This window comes from Actinoplanes sp. NPDC049598 (assembly GCF_040675435.1).
Lineage (GTDB): Bacteria > Actinomycetota > Actinomycetes > Mycobacteriales > Micromonosporaceae > Actinoplanes.
In genome coordinates, this window is record NZ_JBFAOX010000008.1 from 374050 (window position 1) to 390938 (window position 16889).

Here is a 16889-nt window from a genome sequence, read left to right on the forward strand (position 1 = left end):
GACCTCAGCGCCGGTGGCGCCTCGCTGGGTGCGACCAGCCGGTAACCGCCGGCCGGAGGGACCGATGTCAGGCTCGGCGACATCGAGGTAGCGGGCGTGCGGTCGCCCGATCGGCGGCAGAATGGCGGGCGGACGATCGTGCGTCCGGTCCGGCCGATGGTGGCCGGCTTCGGGGAAGAAGGTGGGCCAGTGTTCGCTCTCGTCGTGCGTTTCGACTGCCGTGATGAGGCCGCGGCGGCGCGGTTCGATGAGTTGACGGCCACGGTCGTACAGCAGATCACCGAAGGTGAACCCGGCACGCTGGTCTATGCCACCTCAACCGTGGAGGGGGACCCGCTGGCGCGGGTGTTCTACGAGGTCTACCAGGACCGCGACGCCTTTCAGCGGCATGAGGAGGCCGAGCATGTCCGGCGGTTCCATGAGCTGAAGGATCCGTTGCTGACCGGCACTCGGGTCGAGTTCCTACGGCCAGGGCCGGGCAAGGGCCTGGCCTGATCAGTGGTCGAGACCGGTTCGGTCGACCCGGCGGTGGAACCGCATGCCGGCCAGGCCGCCGAGGATGGCTCCGACCAGCGCGGCGATCAGGGCGAGGACCAGGGCGACGATGGCCCCGGCGGTGGCGACGGTGATGACCACGGCCCAGATCCAGACCGCCACTGCCTGGCGGAGGCCGTTGAAGCGGGCCATTCGGCCGGCCACGGAGCCGCCGCGGTAATAGGCGATCAGCAGCACGACCAGCAGGGCGATGGCGCCACCGACCCCGAGTTCGCCCGTGTTCTCGCCGGCTTCACTCTGGGCCTGGCTGATGTCATCGGCGGCGGCGAGACCGACCGCTGTGCCCACGGCCAGTAGCAGGCCGGTCAGGATGACGGAGCGGAGGTGCCGGTAGCGGTCAGCCAGCCGAAGAACGCCGAACACCTGCTGAACAGGTCCGCCCGGTCGGACCGGCCGACTGCCCGTTCACCGATGGGGTAAACGGCCGGACGCCGCGGCGGCCTGTAATTGATCGATGAGTGACGATATGGTGCCGGGATGATGGACCAGGAGGGTTTGAGCCGTCGCCGGGTTCTGGGTGGAGCAGTGGGTGCCGCGGCCGTGGCCGTGGTGGGGCTGCCGCCGGGGGCCGCGACCGCCGCCGGAAAGGACACATCCGAGGTCGCCCGCTGGCGCAAGCAGGCCGCGCGGGTGACGATCACCCGGGACGACTGGGGTATTCCCCACGTGCTCGGCCGGACCGACGCCGACGCGGTGTTCGGGATGATCTACGCGCAGGCCGAGGACGACTTCCCGCGCGTCGAACGCAACTATCTGGTCAGCCTGGGCCGGCTGGCCGAGGCCGAGGGTGAGACCGCGATCTGGCAGGATCTGCGCCAGCGGCTGTGGCTCGAGCCGGGGGAGCTGAAACGCGACTACGCCCGCAGCCCGGCCTGGCTGCGCCGGCTCATGCAGGCCTGGGCCGACGGGCTCAACTTCTACCTCGCCACCCACCCGGAGGTACGCCCGCGCGTGCTCACGCGCTTCGAGCCGTGGATGCCGCTGAGCTTCTCCGAGGGCAGCATCGGCGGTGACATCGAGCGGGTGGCGCTCAGCCAACTCGAGGCCTTCTACACCGGCCGCTCGGTCGAGGCGATCGAGGAGGAGGACCGCGAGCCGCGCGGCTCCAACGGCTTCGCGATCGCGCCGCACCGGACCCGCGACGGGCACGCGCTGCTGCTCATCAATCCGCACACCAGCTTCTTCTTCCGGTCCGAGCAGCATGTGACCAGCGGCGAGGGCCTCAACGTGTACGGCGCCGCGACGTGGGGGCAGTTCTTCATCTATCAGGGCTTCAACGCCGACGCGGGCTGGATGCACACCTCCAGCGGCGTGGACAACGTCGACGAGTTCGCCGAGACGGTCGACACCGGGAAACTGCGCTACCGGTACGGAAACCAGTGGCGCCGGATCACCACGAAGAACGTCACGCTGGCCTACCGGACGGCCGACGGCGGACGGGCCAAGCGCACCTTCACCACGTACGCCACCCACCACGGGCCGATCGTGCGCGAGGCCGGCGGCCAGTGGATCGCCTTCGCGCTGATGAACCGGCCGGTCCCGGCGCTGCAGCAGAGCTTCCTGCGCACCAAGACGCGCAACTACCAGGAGTTCATCCGGGTCGCCGGGCTCAAAGCGAACAGCTCGAACAACACCCTGTTCGCCGACAGCAGCGGCAACACCGCCTTCCTGGTGCCGCAGTTCATGCCGATCCGCGACGACCGCTTCGACTTCCGGCAGCCGGTCGACGGCAGCAATCCGGCCACCGACTGGCGCGGCCTGCACAGCCTCGCGAGCCTGCCGCAGGCGGTGAACCCGCGGATCGGCTGGGCCTTCAACACCAACAACTGGCCGTGGACGGCGGCCGGGCCGGACAGTCCCGACGCCGAGGACTATCCGCGCTACTTCGACCAGGCCGGGGAGAATCCGCGCGGCCCGCAGGCGATCCGGGTGCTCTCGGCCCGGGCCAAGTTCACCCCGCGGACGCTCCGGGACGCTGCTTTCGATCCGTACCTCACCGCCTTTGCCCGTCTGGTGCCGCAAGTGGTCGCCGCCTGGGACAAGCTGCCGTCAGGCAGCGAGCAACGAGCGCGGCTGGCCGGGCCGATCGACCTGCTGCGCCGATGGGACTACCGCTGGGGTTACCAGTCGACGGCGACCTCACTGGCCGTGTTCTGGGGTGAGGCGCTGTGGGCGCCGCTGGCCCAGGCCGCCCGCGACGCCGGTCTGTCCATGTGGGACTACCTGGCCCTGCGCGCGACCGACGCCCAGCGGCTGACCGCGCTCGACGAGGCGGTGAACCGGCTCACCCAGGACTTCGGCGGCTGGCGGGTGCCCTGGGGCGAGATCAACCGGTTCCAGCGCAACGACGGCGCCATCACGCAGACCTTCGACGACCGCAAGCCGAGCATCCCGGTCCCGTTCACCTCGGGCCAGTGGGGCTCGCTGGCCTCGTTCGGGGCGCGGCGCTACCCCGGCACCAAGCGCTACTACGGCACGAGCGGCAACAGCTTCGTGGCCGTCGTCGAGTTCGGGCCGAAGCTGCGGGCCTGGGCGATCACCGCGGGCGGGGCCAGCGGCCACCCGGACTCACCCCACTTCAACGACCAGGCCGTACGCTACGCCAACGGCGACCTGCGCCCGGTCTACTTCTATCCCCGCGACCTGGAGGGGCACATCGAACGGCGATACCGGCCCGGTGACCGCTGACTCGAACGAGCCTGCTCGCCGACCACGACTTCCGCCTGCTGTGGGTCGGGGAGACCGTCAGCCATCTGGGTAATGCGCTGACTGCCACCGCGTTCCCGCTGATCGCCGTGCTCGCGCTCGGGGCCGGCCCGCTCGAGACGGGGCTGTTGGCCGCCGCGCTGTGGACGCCGTGGCTGGTGGCCGGGTTGCCGGTGGGGGCGTGGGTGGACCGGGTCCGCCGGCGGCCGCTCATGATCGCCTGCAATCTGGTGTCGGCCGGGATGCTGCTCAGCGTCCCGGCCGCCTATCGGGCCGGTGTCCTGGGTTTTGGCCAGCTGCTGGTCACGGCCGTCGTCACCGGCACCACGACCGTCTTCTTCGCGACGGCGTACCAGGTCTATCTGCCCACCTTGGTGGGCCCGGCCGACCTGATCGAGGGCAACGCCAAGGTGCAGGGCAGCGAGGCCGCGACCCGGGTCATCGGTCCGGGCGCCGGCGGTTTGCTGACTCAATGGGTGGGCCCAGTGGCCGGGGTGCTCGTCGACGCGGTCAGCTTTCTGGTGTCGGCTGTCTGCCTGCTGCTGATCCGGACGCCCGAGCCGGCCCCACGCCGGCCGGATCGTCAGGAGCCGTTGCGGAGGCAGATCGTCGAGGGATTCCGGTTCGTGGTCCGTGACCCTTATCTGCGCACGATCCTGCTGTGGGGAGCGGCGCTGAACCTCGCGCTCAACGGGTGGCAGGCGGTCCAGGTCGTTTATCTGTCATCGGCGGCGTGGTCGCGTGCAACATCGTGATGAGTGGCTTCCGGCAGGCGTACTGCCCGCCGCGGATGCTCGGCCGGGCCGTGGCCACCTCGATGGTCGTGCTGCACAGCACCATTCCCGTGGGGGCGCTGCTGGGCGGTCTCCTGGGCGAGGTGCTCGGTCTGCGCCCGGCCATGTGGGTCACGACCGCGCTGTTTCTGCCGTGCGCGGCGCTGCTGCTCATCGGCCCGATCCGGCGGCGCCGCGACCTGCCGTCGGCTGTTTCTCAGGGCTTGTCGTAGAGGGATTTGCGGAGCTCGTCGGCCTTGGCCGGTTTGGCGATGGTGACCGGCTTGTCGTAGGTGATGGTCATGGTCTGTTTCATCGCGCCCTTGGCGATGTCGATGCTGATCGAGGTCAGGCGGTTCTGGGCGTCGGTCGTCGCGGTGTAGTCGACCGAGACGCCTTCGCGGAAGCTCAGATTCGGCGCGCCCAGGGGCAGGAGGGTGATGCCGGGCATGATCCACGCCTCGCCCTGGAAGGTGCGCGGGCCGGTGCGCCGGGTGACGGTGACGGCCTGCTCGAAGCGGATCAGACCGCTGGGGTCCTTGGGATCGGCGCCGTAGTATTCGTTGCCGGGCTTCAAGCGGCTGAGATCGGCGTGCACCCAGTATCCGGAGTTGTCCTCACCGCGGTAGCTGTCGGTGCCGATCACGATCAGTTTGCGGAACTTCCGATCCGGGCCGCCGGTCACGACGACGGTCCGGGTGAGCTTGCCGGCCGCGGCGTCCTGCGCCCCGAAGGCCCGGACCTTCTGCCGCTGTGGGTAATCGCCGATCAGGCTGAAGCCGTACGGAGTCTTGAGCAGCCGGCCGACGGCGGCCTTCAGTTCCTCGCGGGGCGTCACCGGCTTCACCGACGGACTGGCACTGACCGAGACGACCGCTGTCGCGCTCGGCGCCGCGGCCGGTGGGCTGGTCCCGCCGCACCCGGCCAGCAGGGCCAGGGCAGCGGCGAACGGCAGTGTCCGGCGAGCAGTCATGCGGTCTTTCCCCCGTGCCATCGACGATCTCGAACGAGGATTAAAGCATCCGGCGCGGCGCGAGAGAGACTGGCGTCATGGAATCGGTTTGGGACTACCCACGCCCGCCGCGGCTGGAGCGGGCCGCCGGGCGGGTGACGGTCGTGCACGCGGGGCGGGCGATCGTCGACAGCGACCGCTGCTGGCGCGTTTTGGAGACCTCACACCCGCCGGTCTACTACGTGCCGCGTGACGAGATCGCGGCCGGGGTGCTCGAACCGGCGACGGGGCGGTCGTACTGCGAGTTCAAGGGCACGGCGAGCTACTGGGATCTCGTGGTCGGCGACGTCCGGGTGTCCCGGGCCGGGTGGTCGTACGAGCGGCCGACGCCCGGCTACGAGGAGTTGGCGGGAGCTGTCGCCTTCTACCCGAGCCGGGTCGACGAGTGCCGGGTGGGCGGGGAGGTGGTCCGGCCGCAGGAGGGTGACTTCTACGGTGGGTGGATCACCTCCGGCATCGTGGGGCCGTTCAAGGGTGGTCCGGGCACGGCCGGTTGGTGAGTCAGCGGCGCAGGACGTCGATCGCGCTGATGACCGGGACGTTTGTGATGGCGGTGAAGCCGATGTCGAGGCCGCGGCCGCCGGAGGTGCGTACGTCCGCCGTGAGGTCGAAGGGCCGGTGCTGGCCGACTCGGGCGACCAGGTCGAGGCGGGGCGCCAGCGGGCGGTCGTTGACCGCGACGTCGAAGACGCGCCAGCCCACCGGGACCTGGACCGTGCCGCCGGGCGCGGGCACCGCGGTGCCGTCGCCGCCGGTGTCACCGGCCGAGGTGATCTCGGCGAAGCGCAGGGTCACCCGGTAGCGGCCGTCGGGGACGTCGAAGCGGTACGCGGTCATGCCCTTGCGGTAGGTCTGGTAGAGCGGGTCCTCGTCGGTGCCGTCGACCCAGTTGTTCTTCATCCAGCCGTACCCGCCGGTGAAGTCGCCGGTGACCGCGCCCCAGCCGCCGGGGGTGTATTCGCGGTCCTCGAGCCACACCGTGCCGTCCGGGTCGACGTACTGCACGATGGCCCCGGCCGAGACGCTCAGCCGGTGGAAGGCCGGGGTCGGCTGGGGAGCGTGGTACGTGAAGTGGACGGTCGCGTCGTCGGTCAGCCGGCCGCCGCGGGCGTGGAGGCGGTTGCGGCCGTCGGTGAACGACACCATCCACGACACGTGTCCGATGGAGTCGGTCGGCTTCTCGCCGAGTGACTTGCCGTTGTGGAAGAGCTCGACCGAGGCGGCGTTGGAATACACGGTCACGGTCTGCTCGCGGCTCCCGACGCCGGCCCGGCGGTTCCACAGATCGGCGGCGATGTGCAGCACATCGACCCCGCGCCAGGCCTGCATCAGGTAGTAGACGGGCTTCGGCCGGCGATCCGACAGCATCAGCCCCTTGGTGTTCACGTGCGGCACCGAGCCCGTACGCGACTCCGAGCCGAAGTCGAACTGCGACCAGTAGGTCGTCCCGGCCAGCCAGGGCCGCTGGTCGATCTGGCGCAGGTACGACTCCAGGTAGAACTGCTGGTACTCGAGACTCTGGTCCTGGTACGGGTTCTGGCCGGCCAGCACCGGAAGGTTTCCGGGCACGACCCGGTGCAGCCGCGCGTCGGAGTCGGCCCCGAACTCGGACACCCAGAGCACGCGGCCGGGATGGGCGGCCCGCTCCCCGTCCAGGTAGGGGCCGAACTGGTCGGCGGTTCCGCCGTACCAGCCCTGGTAGAGGTTCCAGCCCCAGATCATGGGGAGATCCGCGATCCCTGAGGTGTTGTAGGCCGCCGCCTGGTGGCCGACCATCGCGGTCAGCCGGGTGGGATCCTCGGCGCGCAGCAGCGCTTCGCCCTCCGCGAGCATGTCACGGATCCAGGCCTCGTAACCGGTCGGCTGCGGGTCCGGGCGGCGCAGCAGGATCTCGTTCATGGTGCCGAAGACGAGGATCGACGGGTGGTTGTAGTGCTGGCGCGCCATGTCGCGGATGTTGTTCAGGTGATGCTCGGTGAAGGCGCGGGTCATCGTCGCCCGGTTCACCATGGGCACCTCCTCCCACAGGGCCAGGCCGAGCTCGTCGGCGGCCTCGAGCACCGCGGGAGCCTGCGGGTAATGGGCCAGGCGGACCACGTTCGCGCCCATCGCCTTGATGAGCCTCAGATCGCGGATGTGGTCGGCGTCGGAGAGGGCGTTGCCGCGGCCCACGATGTCCTGGTGCCGGTTGGTGCCACGCAGCTGGTACGGCCGGCCGTTGAGCGAGAAACCGGTCGCCGGGTCGGCCGAGAACCAGCGGATGCCCAGCGGCGCGTCCACCCGGTCGACCGGCGTGCGGCCCGACTCGATGACAGTGCGGACCTGATGGAGGTACGGAGACTCGGGTGACCACAGCCGCGGATGCTCGATGGCGGGCAGGAGCAGCTCGAACTCGGCCGTGGCGCCGGGGGCGATCCGGAGTTGGGTCTGCCGCGAGGTCAGCTCCCGCCCGCGGGCGTCGACGACGGTGCTGCGGACCACGGCCGTGGCCGGGCGGGCGGAGTCGTTGACGGCACGGCCACGGACGCGGACGACCGCCCGCTCGGCACTGGCGTGCGGCGTGTCGACGCGGACGCCGGGGGAGGCGTGGTCGAGGACGTCGAAGTGCAGATCGTCGGTGGTGACGAGCCAGACGTTGCGGTAGAGGCCACCGTAGAAGGTCCAGTCACCGGAATACGGCGGGATGTCGTCGTCGTGGCTGTTGTCGACGCGCACCGCGACGACGGTGCTGCCCGCCCGGGCCCGGCGTACCTGGTCGGTGATCTCCACGCTGAACGCGGTGTAGCCGCCGACGTGCCCGCCGACCCGGTCACCGTCGGCGTAGACGTCGGCGACCTGGAACGCGCCCTCGAAATAGAGGAAGACCCGCTTGGCGCGGAGCGCCCCGGTGACTTGGATCCGGCGCCGGTACCAGCCGGGTCCGCGGTAGAAGCCCGGTTCGTCGTCGAGGGCGTCCGCGGCGTTCCAGGTGTGCGGGATCGACACCCGGCGCCAGTTCCGCGTGTCGAGGGAGGGCTGCTGGGCCTGGGCGGGGTCGCCCAGCTGGTGCACCCAGCCGTCGTCGAGCAGCGTCCGTTCCCGTTGCCGGACGGCCTGGGGCGGGCGGCGGTTCTGGGCCGCGGCCGGCAGGGGGAGGAGCGACAACGCGGCGCCGGCGCTTCGGAGAACCGTACGGCGCGTGACCGGCACCTCGGGACGACTGCTCCAAATATTCATGATGGTCAGTCTCTGGAGTGGCCGGCGGCGGGCCAAGCGGTTGCCGCTTGTTGCCCGGCCGGTACGCGTTGGGGCCGCTGGGGTAGGGGCAGGACCCGTACCGGGGGTGGGGCTGACTGCATCCACGATCGGGCGGGCAGCGGGATCGGCGGCGGGGCCGCGGGCGCGAAGGATTGATCTTGTTCCGTTCGGCCCTCCAGGCCTTCACCCTCAAGGAAAACCATGCACAAGAACACATCCGCCCGGTTCCGTCGGTTCGCTATGGCCATGGCCCTCCCCGCCGTGACGGTGGGAGCGCTGGCCGCGTGCGGCGACTCCCCGTCGGAGGCCCCCGCCCCGGCCGCGGCTCCAGCCTCGGCGCCGGCGTCTGCTTCGGCTTCCAGCCCGGCGCCGTCCCCGGCGGCAGCCTCCGTTGCTGTGCCGGCGACGCAGACCCGGATGGTCACCCGCGACGGGCACAAGCTCGCCTTCTACGTCACGCCCGGGCGCGGGCCGGCGATCGTGCTGGACGCCGGTGGCGGCGAGGATCACACGCAATGGAAGGACATCGTTCCGCAGCTGTCGAAGGCGACCGGGGCGGAGATCATCACCTACGACCGGGCCGGTCTGGGCAACAGCGACGAAGTGAAGGGCGCGTGGGACGTCCATGCCGCGGTGTCGGACCTGGAAGCAGGCCTCCGTCAGGTGGGCGTGTCCAAGGACGTGATCCTGGTGTCGCACTCGCAGGCGGGGGAGGTGGCCACCTATTTCGTGCGGGCGAACCCGAAGCTGGTGTCGGGGGCGGTGCTGGTGGACGCGAGCCTGCCGCAGTTCTCCACCGACGAGGAGATCGCGCGGATCGTGGCCGCGAACACCCCACAGATCGAGGCGCTGAAGAAGCAGCCGTCGACGAAGCAGACGCGCCAGCTGATCGCCACGGCCGCGAACTACGGCCCGATGCACATGGCGTACCACAAGGTCACCTGGCCGGACAGCGTGCCCGCGACGGTGATCGTGTCGGAGAAGACGCCGTTCGACGGCTCACCGGTCGACGTTCAGCGCTGGAAGGCCGCGGCGGCCGCGTTCGTGAAGGCCGGCCCGGATCGGACGCTGGTCACCGCGGTGGGCAGCTCGCACGAGATCCCGCAGGACAAGCCGCAGCTGGTCCTCGAGCAGATCGAGAAGATGCGCGGCTGACCCGCCGGGGGTCAGAGCGGCTCGGCCGCTTTGAGCAGCAGCTTGTGGAGGGTTTCCCGCTCGTCGGCGGTGAGGCGGCCGAGGGAGTCGGTGAGGACGCCGTCGACCGCCTCGCCGCCGGCCTGGCGCAACTCGTCGCCGGTCGGGGTCAGCTGGTGCTGCACCTTGCGGCCCGGGCCCTCGACGCGCTCGATGAGGCCGCGGTCGGCCATCCGCTTGGCCAGCTCGCCCATCGACTGGTCGGTCTGGAACGTCAGCTCGGCCAGCCGGTGCAGCGAGGCGCCGGGGTTGGCGTGCAGGTGGCGCAGGGTGTCCCACTGCACCAGGGACAGGCCCAGCGAGGCCAGGCTCTTGTTCGCCGCGCGGTGGTGCCGCCACTGGAGGCGCTTGACGGCCAGGCCGACCTGCTGCAGAGAGGCGCTCATGGGAGCAGGTTATCCCAAGGTTGTGTATATAAGGAACCTGTTATAAGGTTCCTTATATGACTGCTCATGCGTTCCCCGTCGACGCCCTCGGCCGGGTCGAGATCACGGTCACCGAGCGGGGCCAGGGCCACCCCGTCCTGCTCCTGCACGGTGGCGGCGGGCCGCTCACCGTGAACCCCTGGGCCGACCGGCTGGCTCAGGCCGAGCCGGCCCGGGTGCTCACCCCGGTCCACCCCGGCTTCAACGGCACTCCGCGCCCGGCCGCGCTCGACTCGATCGGCGCGCTCGCGAAGGCGTACGTCGCCCTGCTCGAAGCCCTTGATCTTGAGAATGTCACGGTCGTCGGCAACTCGATCGGCGGCTGGATCGCCGCCGAGATGGCCCTGCTGGGCTCGCCCCGGGCCGGCGGCTACGTGCTGGTCGACGCGGTGGGCATCGAGGTGCCCGGCCACTCCGTCGCCGATTTCTTCTCGCTCACCCCGGCCGAGCTCGCGCGGCACAGCTACTACGACCCCGAGAGGTACGGAATCAACCCGGCTCAGCTGCCCCCGGAGGTGCGGGAGGCGATGGCCGGCAACCGTGTGGCGCTGGAGGCGTACGCCGGACGGGCCATGACCGATTCCACCCTGGCCGCCCGGCTGAGCGCGGTCCGTACCCCCACCCTGATCGTCTGGGGCGAGGCCGACCGGATCGGCGACCCCGACTTCGGCCGCGCCTTCGCCGCCGCCATCCCCGGCGCCGAGTTCGTGCTGCTGCCCGAGGCCGGCCACCTGCCCCAGATCGAAGCCCCGGACGCGCTGATCAAGACCGTGTGGGCCTTCGCCGGACGGCCCTGACGCCGGCGGAAAACTGTTATACGAAATCGTCGTGGAAGTCGTCGTTGCGGTCAGCAGGATATTGACGTACGTCATTGGGTGAGAGTTTTCAGCGAAGGGAACCCACCTCATGACAGTGCGACGATCTCGCTGGGCGAACGCGGCGGCGGCGCTGCTGCTGGCCGTCACCGGCGCGCTCGTGGTCAGCGCCTCGCCGGCTCAGGCCGCGACCGCCATCACCGTCAACGGCGCCTCCGGCGGGCGGGTGTTCGACGGCGTCGGGGCGATCAGCGGCGGCGGCGGCAACAGCCGTCTGCTCATCGACTATCCGGAGCCCCAGCGCGGCGAGATCCTCGACTATCTGTTCAAGCCGGGCTACGGCGCGGCGATGCAGATGATGAAGGTGGAGATCGGCGGGGACACCAACTCGACCTCCGGCGCGGAGCCCAGCCACCAGCACACCCGGGGCGCGGTGAACTGCGACCGCGGGTACGAGTGGTGGATGATGGCCCAGGCCAAGGCCCGTAACCCGAACATCAAGCTGGTGGCGTTGTCCTGGGGCGCGCCCGGCTGGATCGGCAACGGCAACTTCTGGTCGGCCGACTCCATCGACTACCTCATCTCCTGGCTCGGCTGCGCCACCTCGCACGGCCTGACGATCGACTACCTGGGCGGCTGGAACGAACGCGGCCGCGACCTCAGCTGGTACAAGAACTTGCGCGCGGCGCTCAACTCCCGCGGCTACTCCGGCGTACGGATCGTCGCCTCGGACGACTTCGGCTGGGGCTCCGCCGACGACGGCGTGCGGGACCCCGCTTTCGCGGCCGCCGTCTCGGTCTACGGCAGCCACTACGTCTGCGGTTACCGCAGCGCGCAGACCAGCTGCCCGAGCACGACCACCGCGGTGAACTCGGGCAAGACGTTGTGGGCCAGCGAGAACGGCTCGGACGACTACAACGGTGGTGCCCCGGCGCTGGCTCGCGGCATCAACCGGGACTACATCGACGGCAAGATGACCGCGTACCTGAACTGGCCCGTCATCGCCGCGGTCACCCCGAACGTCCCGTGGTCGACCACCGGCGTCGCGGTGGCGCCGCAACCCTGGTCCGGCTACTACTCGATCGGCCGGAGCGCCTGGGTCATGGCCCAGACGACCCAGTTCACCGCCCCCGGCTGGCGTTACCTGGACGGCTCCAGCGGCTATCTCGGCGGCAACCGCGCCAACGGCAGCTACGTCTCGCTGAAATCGCCGAACAACAGCGACTACAGCACGATCATCGAGACGATAGACGCCGGCTCGGCCCAGGACCTGCAGTTCACCGTCGCCGGGGGACTGTCGGCCGGGACCGTGCACGTGTGGTCCACCAACGTCCGGTCGAGCAACCCGGCCGAGCACTTCGTCCGCCGTGCCGACATCAACCCGTCCAACGGGAGCTTCGCGCTGACCGTGCAGCCCGGCTACGTCTACAGCCTCACCACCACCACCGGACAGGGCAAGGGCGCCGCGACCAGCCCGGCCCAGGGCGGTCTCGCGTTGCCCTACGCCGACGACTTCGACGCCTATCAGACCGGCCGGGAGGCCAAGTACCTGTCGGACCACCAAGGCTCGTTCGAGGTGACCCCGTGCGTGGGCGGCCGCAGCGGTCAATGCGTACGGCAGATGTCGGAACAGGCCCCGATCTTCTGGACCACCGGCCACGCCGAGCCGTTCACCCTGCTCGGCGACGTCAACTGGCGCAACTACACCGTCTCGTCCGACGTCCTGCTGGAGAAGAGCGGCTACGTCCAGCTCGTCGGGCGGGCCGGCAACTACAACCACGACGGCCCGCAGAACCTCAACGCCTACTACCTGCGGGTGGCCGACAACGGGGCCTGGTCCCTGCGCAGCAACAACACCAGCGGAAGCCAGCGGACCCTGGCCTCGGGCACCACCACCGCCCTGGGCACCGGGCGCTGGCACAAGCTGTCGCTCACCCTGAACGGCAGCACCCTGAGCGCGGCCGTCGACGGTGTCACCCTCGGCAGCGCCTCCGACTCCGGGTGGGTCGCCGGGCAGGTCGGTTACGCCACCGGGCAGGGCGTGACGGCGCAGTTCGACAACCTGTCCGTCACCCCGCTCGCCGGGCCCGGCCCCACCGGCGAGATCCGCGGCGCCGGCTCGAACCGCTGCCTCGACGTCAACGGGCAGAGCCAGGCCGACGGGGCGGTCGTGCAGATCTGGGACTGCAACGGCGGCGCCAACCAGCGATGGACGGCGACCTCGAGCAACCAGCTGACCGTGTACGGAAACAAGTGCCTCGACGCTCCGGGCACGGCCGAGGGCACCCGGGTCCAGATCTACGCCTGCAACGGGGGCGCCAACCAGCAATGGCGGACCAACGCCGACGGCACGATCACCGGCGTTCAGTCGGGTCTGTGCCTGGACGTCACCGGCCAGGGCACGGCCAACGGCACGGCCGTCACCCTGTGGACCTGCAACGGGGGCAGCAACCAGCGCTGGGTCCGGTCCTGAGACTGTCCCCGCCCTCGGCCGGCTGACCTGAGCGGTCGGTCACGCCGAGGGCTGGGGCGGTTCCCGTCGCAGGTCAGGCGATCTCGTACTGATCGCGGTGGACCCGGATGGTGGTGAACTGCTTCAGTGCGGCCATCAACCGGTGAAACGCCTCGGAGTCGCCGTGGGCCTGTAGGGCGGCGACGTTCTGCCACTGCTCCACGATCTGGTACCGGTCGGGGTGCAGGACGTCGTGTCCGAGGTCGAAGCGGAGGCAGCCGGGGTAGGTGTCGGCGGCCGCCGCGTGGGCGCCCGCGAGACGCTCGAACGTCTCCCGGTCCTCTTCCCCGACGGTGTAGGTGAGGATCAGCAGGATCTGGGCGGTGCTGGTCATCGACGGTGACCTCTCATGATCTTCAGGGGGTGGGCGAGCCGCGGCGGCCGTCGTCCCGGTCCGTTCGCGAAGCACGACGCACCCGCGTCGGTGCGGTTCACCGTGACCGCCGCACGTTTCGCCCCGGCGGCGCACTGGCCGCCTGCGCGGGGGCCGTCGGAAGACTCGCGGTCGACCACCCGACGAATGCCCCCGCCCGGCCGCGTCTTAGGGGCGGCGCGGCCGGTAGCTGCTTTGGATTTCGTGATCCGCGCTACAGCGGTCGGGGTCTGACGAGGTGGAGCCGAGCCATCTTCGCAGCTCAAAGCATGTGAACGGGCGTTGGTGCCGGCGGAGGGTTAGTCAAACAATCGCTTGACTTGCTCGTGGTGCGGTTCTAACTTCAATCAAGCGTTTGATTTGTAACGCGGTGCGGCGCTCGGGTGCGGCACCCCGTCGAGAGGGGAACGTCATGGGACAGCTGGACGGCAAGACGGCGCTGGTCACCGGCGGTACGAGCGGAATCGGGCTGGCCACCGCTCATCGGTTCGAGGCCGAGGGTGCGCACGTCTTCATCACGGGGCGCGATCAGCAACGCCTTGACAACGCGGTCAAGGAGGTGGGGAACGCGACGGGCGTCACGAGTGATGTCAGCAACCTGGAGGACCTGGACCGGCTGGCCGCGGCGATCGGGGAGCGTGGGAAAGGGCTCGACGCGGTGTTCGTCAACGCGGGCGTCGGTGAGTTCGCGACCCTCGACGAGGTGAGCTGGCAGGACTACCAGAACACGTTCAACACCAACGTGGGTGGTGTGATCTTCACCGTGCAGAAGGTGCTGCCGCTGCTCAATCCGGGTGCGGCCATCGTGCTGACCGGTTCGAGCTCGTCCGGCAACGGGCAGCCGGCCTTCGGTCTCTACGCCTCCAGCAAGGCCGCGATCCGTTCGCTCGGGCGCACCTGGGCCGGTGAGCTGGTCGGTCGTGGTGTCCGGGTCAACACGATCGTTCCGGGTCCCACCGAGACGCCCGGTCTGGGTGGTCTGGTGCCGGAGAACCCGCAGGGGCTGTTCCAGCAGCTGGCCGGGCGCATTCCGATGCAGCGGATCGGCCAGCCCGAGGAGATCGCCAACGTGGCGCTCTTCCTGGTCTCGGACCAGGCCAGTTACATGACCGGCTCCGAGGTCTGGGTGGACGGCGGAGCCGAGCAGATCTGACGCCGCGTCCCGCGGCGATTGACGGGAAATCAATCGTTTGATTTAATAGCTTCATGGTGGGACGAGCAGATATGCGGCGGGAAGCCGGCCAGCGTACGCGCGAAGGGCTTCTTTCGGCGGCGTTGGATTTGCTGGCACTCAAAGGGCCGGAGGGGCTTTCTCTCCGCGAGGTCACGGAGAAGGCCAATGCCAACGTGGCGGCGGTCAGTTACCACTTCGGCTCGCTCAAGGCGTTGCGCGACGCGGCCGTCGAAAGCGCGATGGAGCGCTATCTCGACGCCCAGCTCGAGGCGCTCGCCCGGCTGACTCCCGATTCGACGCTGAACGATCTTGCCATGGGCTTCGCCCGGCCGATGATGCACGCTCTGGCCGCCGGTGGCGCCGAGCTCGCCATCATGCGCACCGTGGCCCGGGTCGGCATCGACCCGCCCGACGGGTGGGGCCGGCTGACCGACAAGTTCGTGCAGACCCGGTCGGACGCGCTCCGCGTGCTGACCGCTCGGCTTCCTGACGTGGGCGAACAAGAATTGATCTTCCGTACGCGGTGCATCGCCGGCATGTTGAACTGGCTCGCCCTGGCCCCGATCGGCGCCGAGCTGGCCTCCGAGTCCCCCGAGCGGATCGAACGTCTGCTGGTTCCTGTTCTGGCCGGAGCCCTGGAAGGCAGGTCCGCCTCGATCTGAGTGACCACCCGGTCGTTCAGCCAGCCTGTCGTGATGCGGCTCACCGTCACTGAACTGCGAAGACGGGTCGCCGTCGACCCGAGTAACGACCAGTAGAAAGCGACAGGGGTCTTGACATGACCAACGTATCGACGCCTGACGTGAAGCAGGCCGGCAATCGTACAGCGTCCTGGGCCGGCGTCGTTTCGCTCGGCCTTGGCGTCTTCGCCCTGGTGATGGCCGAGTTCCTGCCGGCCAGTCTGCTCCCGGCCATCGCCGCCGATCTGGGCGTGAGCGAGGGCACGGCCGGTCAGGCGGTCACCATGACGGCCATCGGGGCGGGGCTGGCGGGCCTGTTCCTGCCGGCCCTGCTGCCCCGCACCGACCGGCGCCTGGTGCTGATCGGGCTCACGGCGGCGGCCATCGTCTCCGACGTGCTGGTGGCCTTCGCTCCCAATCTGATCGTCCTGCTGGCCGCGCGTCTGCTGATGGGCGTGAGCCTCGGCGGCTTCTGGGCCGTCGCGATCGCCATGTCGGCCCGCCTCGTGCCCAGCGAATACCTCGGCCGTGCCGTCACCGTGATCAACGCCGGCGTCTCGGTCGCCACCATCGCCGCCGTCCCGCTCGGCACGTGGCTCAGCGCTCAGTGGGGCTGGCGCCAGGTGTTCCTGCTCGCGGCCGGGGTCGCGGTGGTGGCACTGCTCGTGCAGGCAGTGACCCTGCCGCGCTTCATCCCGGAGGCGGCCGGCAGCCTCCGGGTCCTCGGCGAGACGTTGCGCTCGCGCGGGGTCCTGTTCGGACTCGGGGCGATCCTCGTGGTCGTGGCCGGACACTTCACCGGCTTCACCTACATCCGCCCGGCCGCGGAGAGCGTGTCGGGGATCGACGCGGCCGGGCTGGCGTTGCTGCTGTTCGTCTACGGGATCGCGAACGTGGCCGGGACGGCGGTCAGCGGGGTGCTGGCCGACCGCGTTCTCCGGGTCGCCGCGCTGCTCTTCCCCGCTTTGGTCGGCCTGGGCATGCTGGCCATGGTCCTCACCGGCGGCACGCGAGCCGGGCTGTTCATCGCCGCCGCCCTGTGGGGGTTCGGCTTCGGCGGCGTCCCGACCACGGCCCAGACCTGGGCCGGCCGGACGGATCCGGAGCATCTCGAGCAGTTGGGCGGGGTGACCGTGACGGTGTTCCAGATCGCGATCGCCCTGGCCGCGATCGGGGGTGGCCTGTTGGTGGACCACATCGGGGCGACCGCCCCGCTGGTCGCGGGCTGCATCGCCGCCATCGCCGGTGGGTTGCTGCTCGCCACCGCTGTGCGGTCCCCAGCGCGCTGACTTCGCGACGCGACCTCGAACGCCCTGCGGCGCCGGCACCGGATCAGCGCGCCATCGCCGCCATGGTGCTGGTGGTGGCGTTCCAGGCCGAGGTGACCCGGCTCATCCAGCTCTACATCGTCGGCGTCTTCGTCTCGTTCACGC

At 70.1% G+C, this 16889-nt stretch carries 16 protein-coding genes; 11 read left to right on the forward strand and 5 right to left on the reverse strand.

The genetic code is table 11. From position 1 onward, the window contains the following. The first annotated feature begins 189 nt into the window (after positions 1-189). The gene (locus tag AB0J66_RS20980) at positions 190-495 is read left to right on the forward strand and encodes an antibiotic biosynthesis monooxygenase (RefSeq protein ID WP_364662946.1); all 306 of its coding nucleotides are present in this window, start codon (positions 190-192) and stop codon (positions 493-495) included. On the opposite strand, the gene AB0J66_RS20985 is transcribed toward AB0J66_RS20980, so the two are convergent. Continuing rightward, positions 496-918, reverse strand: coding sequence for a hypothetical protein (locus tag AB0J66_RS20985; RefSeq protein WP_364662948.1), 423 nt, complete (start codon positions 916-918; stop codon positions 496-498). It abuts the gene before it with no gap. Between the two features lie 114 nt (positions 919-1032). Here AB0J66_RS20985 and AB0J66_RS20990 point away from each other — a divergent pair, with 114 nt between their 5' ends. From AB0J66_RS20990 to AB0J66_RS21000, 3 genes are all read left to right on the forward strand, one after another. After that, a complete protein-coding gene (locus AB0J66_RS20990; protein ID WP_364662951.1) occupies positions 1033-3243 on the forward strand; it encodes a penicillin acylase family protein in 2211 nt (736 codons plus the stop codon). A 65-nt stretch (positions 3244-3308) separates the two neighbouring features. Further along, positions 3309-4016, forward strand: coding sequence for an MFS transporter (locus AB0J66_RS20995; RefSeq protein ID WP_364663011.1), 708 nt, complete (start codon positions 3309-3311; stop codon positions 4014-4016). Then, on the forward strand, positions 4016-4267 hold the full coding sequence (locus AB0J66_RS21000; protein WP_364662953.1) for a hypothetical protein: 252 nt from the start codon (positions 4016-4018) through the stop codon (positions 4265-4267). The genes AB0J66_RS20995 and AB0J66_RS21000 overlap by 1 nt, the downstream gene beginning before the upstream one ends. On the opposite strand, the gene AB0J66_RS21005 is transcribed toward AB0J66_RS21000, so the two are convergent. Continuing rightward, on the reverse strand, positions 4252-5007 hold the full coding sequence (locus AB0J66_RS21005; protein ID WP_364662956.1) for a hypothetical protein: 756 nt from the start codon (positions 5005-5007) through the stop codon (positions 4252-4254). The genes AB0J66_RS21000 and AB0J66_RS21005 overlap by 16 nt on opposite strands. Positions 5008-5084: 77 nt before the next feature. On the opposite strand from AB0J66_RS21005, the gene AB0J66_RS21010 reads away from it, so the two are divergent. Beyond that, positions 5085-5546 (forward strand): DUF427 domain-containing protein, encoded by a 462-nt coding sequence (locus tag AB0J66_RS21010; RefSeq protein ID WP_364662959.1) that lies wholly within the window; start codon positions 5085-5087, stop codon positions 5544-5546. Position 5547: 1 nt separating this feature from the next. Here the strand turns inward: AB0J66_RS21010 and AB0J66_RS21015 are convergent, their stop codons facing one another. Beyond that, complete coding sequence (locus AB0J66_RS21015; RefSeq protein WP_364662962.1) at positions 5548-8262, reverse strand: glycoside hydrolase family 2 TIM barrel-domain containing protein; 2715 nt, start codon at positions 8260-8262, stop codon at positions 5548-5550. A gap of 417 nt (positions 8263-8679) precedes the next feature. On the opposite strand from AB0J66_RS21015, the gene AB0J66_RS21020 reads away from it, so the two are divergent. Further along, positions 8680-9438: an alpha/beta hydrolase gene (locus AB0J66_RS21020; protein ID WP_364662965.1), complete on the forward strand. Its 759-nt coding sequence runs from the start codon at positions 8680-8682 to the stop codon at positions 9436-9438. A gap of 11 nt (positions 9439-9449) precedes the next feature. Here AB0J66_RS21020 and AB0J66_RS21025 read toward each other — a convergent pair whose 3' ends face one another. Continuing rightward, positions 9450-9863, reverse strand: coding sequence for a MarR family winged helix-turn-helix transcriptional regulator (locus AB0J66_RS21025; protein WP_364662968.1), 414 nt, complete (start codon positions 9861-9863; stop codon positions 9450-9452). Positions 9864-9919: 56 nt separating this feature from the next. On the opposite strand from AB0J66_RS21025, the gene AB0J66_RS21030 reads away from it, so the two are divergent. Further along, positions 9920-10699 carry an alpha/beta fold hydrolase gene (locus AB0J66_RS21030; protein ID WP_364662971.1) on the forward strand — a complete coding sequence of 260 codons (780 nt, stop codon included), beginning with the start codon at positions 9920-9922 and terminating at the stop codon, positions 10697-10699. A 109-nt stretch (positions 10700-10808) separates the two neighbouring features. Further along, entirely contained in the window at positions 10809-13190 is a 2382-nt protein-coding gene (locus AB0J66_RS21035) for a ricin-type beta-trefoil lectin domain protein (RefSeq protein ID WP_364662973.1), read from the forward strand. A gap of 73 nt (positions 13191-13263) precedes the next feature. Here the strand turns inward: AB0J66_RS21035 and AB0J66_RS21040 are convergent, their stop codons facing one another. Further along, a complete protein-coding gene (locus AB0J66_RS21040; protein ID WP_364662976.1) occupies positions 13264-13563 on the reverse strand; it encodes an antibiotic biosynthesis monooxygenase in 300 nt (99 codons plus the stop codon). A 451-nt stretch (positions 13564-14014) separates the two neighbouring features. Here AB0J66_RS21040 and AB0J66_RS21045 point away from each other — a divergent pair, with 451 nt between their 5' ends. The 3 genes from AB0J66_RS21045 (at position 14015) to AB0J66_RS21055 (ending at position 16745) form a co-directional block, all read left to right on the forward strand. Next, entirely contained in the window at positions 14015-14755 is a 741-nt protein-coding gene (locus AB0J66_RS21045) for an SDR family oxidoreductase (RefSeq protein WP_364662979.1), read from the forward strand. Positions 14756-14808: 53 nt separating this feature from the next. Beyond that, positions 14809-15438 (forward strand): TetR family transcriptional regulator, encoded by a 630-nt coding sequence (locus AB0J66_RS21050; protein WP_364662982.1) that lies wholly within the window; start codon positions 14809-14811, stop codon positions 15436-15438. A 116-nt stretch (positions 15439-15554) separates the two neighbouring features. After that, positions 15555-16745: an MFS transporter gene (locus AB0J66_RS21055; protein WP_364662984.1), complete on the forward strand. Its 1191-nt coding sequence runs from the start codon at positions 15555-15557 to the stop codon at positions 16743-16745. Positions 16746-16889 lie beyond the last annotated feature (144 nt).